This window comes from Kitasatospora sp. NPDC057542 (assembly GCF_042801945.1).
Classification (GTDB): Bacteria; Actinomycetota; Actinomycetes; order Streptomycetales; family Streptomycetaceae; genus Kitasatospora.
Window position 1 is genome coordinate 1 of record NZ_JBHVFE010000681.1, and the last position, 3,388, is coordinate 3,388.

Genomic DNA, 3,388 nt, shown 5'->3' on the forward strand with positions numbered 1-3,388 from the left:
GCCCGCGGTGGTCATCGGCCCGGGAATGCGGGAGCGGTCGAAGACGTCGGCGATCACGAGGTCGTACGCACCGGCCGGCGCCGCCTCCAGCTCCTTGCGGGCGTCGGCACCGCTGTGTCGGCCGCAGCCCGCCCCGGCAGGGGTCAGGCCGGCACGCCAGCCAGGCCCCGTACGTACGGAGTCGTCGTGCTCAGCCAGGCGAAGCCGAGGCGCTGGAGGATGGGGCGGCTCTGGTCGCTCGCGTCGACCTGGAGGTACTGGTAGCCGAGCCCGGCCGCGAGGCGGGCACGGTGGGCGACGAGGGCGCGGTAGATGCCCCGGCCGCGCCAGTCGGGTGCGGTGCCGCCTCCCCAGAGCCCGGCGAACCCGGTGCCCGGGATCAGTTCCATCCGGGCGCCGCTGACCGGGCGGTCGCCAGCCATCGCGACGACCATGCTGACCGTCTCGGTGCCGTCGCGCAGGTGGTCGAGAATCCGCTCGCGCAGAGCGGGTTTTTCGGTGCCGAAGGCCTGTTTGTGGGCTTCCATCAGCAGGTCCACCCCGGCCGGGTCGGTCACCGGGAGCAGCCGGACACCCTCGGGCAGAGCGGCTTCGGTGGGCAGGTCCGCGATCCGGGCGATCATCAGCGCCTCCTCCGGCTCCGGGGTGAAGCCGGCCGCCAGCAGTCGGGCGCCGAGGTCGGCGGGGAGGTCGTGGGAATAGGCCTTCCACTCGAACTCCCTCCCGAGCTCGGCGAAGTGGTGCACCTGCGCGGCGATCGCCGCGTCCGCCCCGGCCTCGTCCAGGCCGGACCAGAGCACGCCGTTCCAGCCGTGCTCCGGGCCCACCTGCCGGACCACCGCGCCGTCGCGTTCGACGCGGCAGCCGGGGTCGGGCGGCGCGTTGCGCCGGAGCCGGTCGTCGAACAGGGCGAGCACCTCGTCATGGTTCATCCGCTCACTCCAACACGGCCCGGGAGCGCACGCCATCGAGTTTCCGCGCCACCGGCTGCGGGCGGCGCTCCTCGACCGGCCTGCGCTCCCCAACCGGCTCACCGCCCGCGGCCGCCCCACGGCCCCCGACCGGTTTGCGGTCCGCCACCCGCAGTCGGCCGGAGCGGATCACCTCGCTCGGCGCCTCTGCCGCCACGATGGCGTCCAACAGGGCCAGGGCATCGGCGAGTTCGTCCATCCGGTGGGTGATCCGGGCGCGTTCCCTGGCCAGGCCGGCGAGCAGCTCGGGGCAGGTCGGGCCGGGAGGGCGCTGTCCCGGGAGCGGCAGGCCGTGGAGGATCTCGGCGATCACGGCGCTGTTGAGGCCGGCCGCGAGGAGGGTGCGGATGCCGCGGACGGTGTCCACGTCCGGCTCGCCGTACTCGCGGTAGCCGCTGGCGCGGCGCTCGGGGGTGAGCAGCCCCTGTTCCTCGTAGTACCGCAGGGCGCGCGGGGTGACGCCGGTGCGCCGGGCGAGTTCTCCGATCCGCATCGCGGACACCTCCTCGGTGGATCCTCCACCATGGCTCTCCGCCTTGACTCTGCCGTCGGCGTGAAGGTCTAGCGTAACGGCCGTGCCGAACGAACGATCTTCCTCAACCACCCCTGTCCGTACCGCCGTTGCCGTACTCGGCCTGGGCCCGATGGGTCGGGCGCTGGCCGGGGCGCTGCTGGCCGCCGGCCATCCGGTCGCCGTGTGGAACCGCACGCCGGGCCGGGACTCCGAACCGCTCGCCCTCGGTGCGCGGTCGGCCGCGAGCGCCGCCGAGGCGGTGGCGCTCGCCCCGCTCGTCCTGCTCTGCGTCCGCGACCAGCCGGCCGCCCGGGCCGTGCTGGAGGCCGCCGGGACGGCGCTGGGCGGCCGGACCGTCGTCAACGCCACCTCGGTCGCGCCGGGCGAGGCGCGGGCGAACGCCGCCGACGCCGAGGCCCGGGGCTTCCGCCTGCTGAACGCCGCGATCCTCACCCCCACCCCGACCATCGGCCGCCCGGAGGGCACCGTCCTGCTGAGCGGCGACGCCGAGGCCTTCGCCATCCACGAGGAGACGCTGCGGGCGCTGGGCACCGTGCGCCACGTGGGCACGGACCCGGGCCGGGCGGCGGCCTTCGACGCCGCCCTGCTCGACCTGTTCTGGACCACCGTGCACGGCTACCTGCACGCCCTGGCGCTGGCCCGCGCCGAGGGCATCGCCGGCGCCGAGCTCGCGCCGTACGCCCAGGGGTTGCCGAGCATGCTGCCGCCGCTGATCGACCGCTTCGCACAGCGCGCGGACGACCGCCGGCATCCGGGCGACCACAGCAGCCTCGCCTCCGCCGAGGCCGGGCTGGCGCACGTCGTGCACACCGCCCGGGCGCACGGCCTGGACACCTCCGTCCTGGACGCGGCGCTCGCGGTCACCAGGCGGGCGGTCGGGGCCGGGCACGGCTCGGACGGGGTGTCCGCCCTGGTCGAGCTGCTCACCGCATAGTCGGAGCGCCGGGCGCACTACTGCGCCAGGTACCCGCCGTCCACCGGCAGCACGACCCCGGTGACGAAGGACGCGTCGTCGGAGGCGAGGAAGAGGACGGCCGCCGCCACCTCGGCCGGGTCACCGAGCCGGCCCATCGGGTGCAGCTTCTCGATCGCCGCGAGGTACTCGGGACCGCCGGGCTCGTCGTGCAGCCGGGCGACGCGCTCGGTGGTGATGGTGCCGGGGGCTACGGCGTTGACCCGGATGCCGCGATCGGCCCATTCGACGGCGAGGTGCTTGGTGAGGCCGGAGGCGACGAACTTGGCGGGCCCGTACACCGACTGGCCGCGCTGGCCGGCCTCACCGGAGATGGAGGACAGGCAGACGATCGAACCGCCGGGCCGCTCCTGCGCGGCCATCGCCTCGATCGCGTACTTGCAGGTGAGGAACATGCCGCGACCGTCCACCGCCATCACGTGGTCCCAGTCCTCGGCGGTGGCCTCGGTGATCTCCATCAGCGGGATGACCCCGGCGTTGGCCACCAGGACGTCCAGCCGCCCGTGCCGCTCGACGGCGGCCGCCACCATCCGGCGGGCGTCCTCGTCCCGGGCCACGTCGCCGACCACCGTACTGAGGGCGCCCGGGAGTTGATCGGCCAGCCGGTCCAGCCCGGACGCGTCCACATCGGTGGCGACCACCGACGCGCCCTCCCGGAGGAAGCGTTCGGCGACGGCCCGTCCGATGCCGCTGGCCGCGCCCGTCACCACACAGGATCGGCCGGCCAGTCGCCCGCCCGCGGGGCTCCCCGCGTTCACAGTCACCATGGCGCGACTCTACCCAGCGGGCGGATGGGAGCCGGGGCTCTTCGGGCGGCGCACCGGATCCGGCCGGTCTACGGCTCAAAAGCGGCCCGGCGGGGCGGGCGCGTGTCACACGGCCGACGACGACGGCCGGGACCGTCACCAC

General features: G+C 75.1%; 4 protein-coding genes. 1 reads left to right on the plus strand and 3 read right to left on the minus strand.

Features of this window, described 5'->3' with window-relative positions; translation table 11 throughout:
• Positions 1-143 precede the first annotated feature (143 nt).
• Together ACFU7Y_RS42005 and ACFU7Y_RS42010 are read right to left on the minus strand one after the other, a co-directional pair.
• Positions 144-932, minus strand: coding sequence for a GNAT family N-acetyltransferase (locus ACFU7Y_RS42005; protein WP_380771695.1), 789 nt, complete (start codon positions 930-932; stop codon positions 144-146).
• Between the two features lie 4 nt (positions 933-936).
• Positions 937-1,464 carry a MerR family transcriptional regulator gene (locus ACFU7Y_RS42010; protein ID WP_380771697.1) on the minus strand — a complete coding sequence of 176 codons (528 nt, stop codon included), beginning with the start codon at positions 1,462-1,464 and terminating at the stop codon, positions 937-939.
• Positions 1,465-1,546: 82 nt separating this feature from the next.
• Between ACFU7Y_RS42010 and ACFU7Y_RS42015 the strand changes: the two genes are divergently transcribed.
• A complete protein-coding gene (locus ACFU7Y_RS42015; RefSeq protein WP_380771699.1) occupies positions 1,547-2,440 on the plus strand; it encodes an NAD(P)-binding domain-containing protein in 894 nt (297 codons plus the stop codon).
• Between the two features lie 17 nt (positions 2,441-2,457).
• Here the strand turns inward: ACFU7Y_RS42015 and ACFU7Y_RS42020 are convergent, their stop codons facing one another.
• Positions 2,458-3,246: an SDR family NAD(P)-dependent oxidoreductase gene (locus ACFU7Y_RS42020; protein ID WP_224283824.1), complete on the minus strand. Its 789-nt coding sequence runs from the start codon at positions 3,244-3,246 to the stop codon at positions 2,458-2,460.
• Positions 3,247-3,388 lie beyond the last annotated feature (142 nt).

Excerpts from the sequence above, each read along its gene's own strand:
- ACFU7Y_RS42005 (WP_380771695.1), bottom strand. The coding sequence starts at position 932 with ATGAACCATGACGAGGTGCTCGCCCTGTTCGACGACCGGCTCCGGCGC.
- ACFU7Y_RS42010 (WP_380771697.1), bottom strand. The coding sequence starts at position 1,464 with ATGCGGATCGGAGAACTCGCCCGGCGCACCGGCGTCACCCCGCGCGCC.
- ACFU7Y_RS42020 (WP_224283824.1), bottom strand. The coding sequence starts at position 3,246 with ATGGTGACTGTGAACGCGGGGAGCCCCGCGGGCGGGCGACTGGCCGGC.